Source organism: Shigella sp. FC1967 (genome assembly GCF_001743005.1).
In the GTDB taxonomy this organism is placed as follows: domain Bacteria; phylum Pseudomonadota; class Gammaproteobacteria; order Enterobacterales; family Enterobacteriaceae; genus Proteus.
Map to the genome: position 1 here is coordinate 1 of NZ_MIIZ01000171.1, position 279 is coordinate 279.

Annotated in this window: 1 pseudogene; it reads right to left on the bottom strand. The window is 43.0% G+C overall.

The features are described from left to right. Positions 1 to 279: pseudogene (locus BHE89_RS01575) on the bottom strand (ribonuclease R); the annotation flags it as partial.

Below are 279 nucleotides of genomic sequence, written 5' to 3' on the forward strand. Positions count from 1 at the left end.
TGCTTTCTTACGTTTGCTACTGGCTTTGTCTTTCGCGACTTGGTCTTTTACCGCTTTGTCTTTGCTCGCATTACCTCGACCTGATGATTTGCCTTTTTTGAAGGCACTATCTGGCTCAAAGTTTTTATCCTTGCTTGCATCACGACGACGAGATTTGCTAGAACTGGCATTTTTCTTGTCTTTTTCACCTTTTAGACCACGAACACGGGCTGTTTTACCCGGATTACGCGCAGTACGTGTTGTTGAAATTAAAGAGAAGTCGATAGTACGTTCATCCAT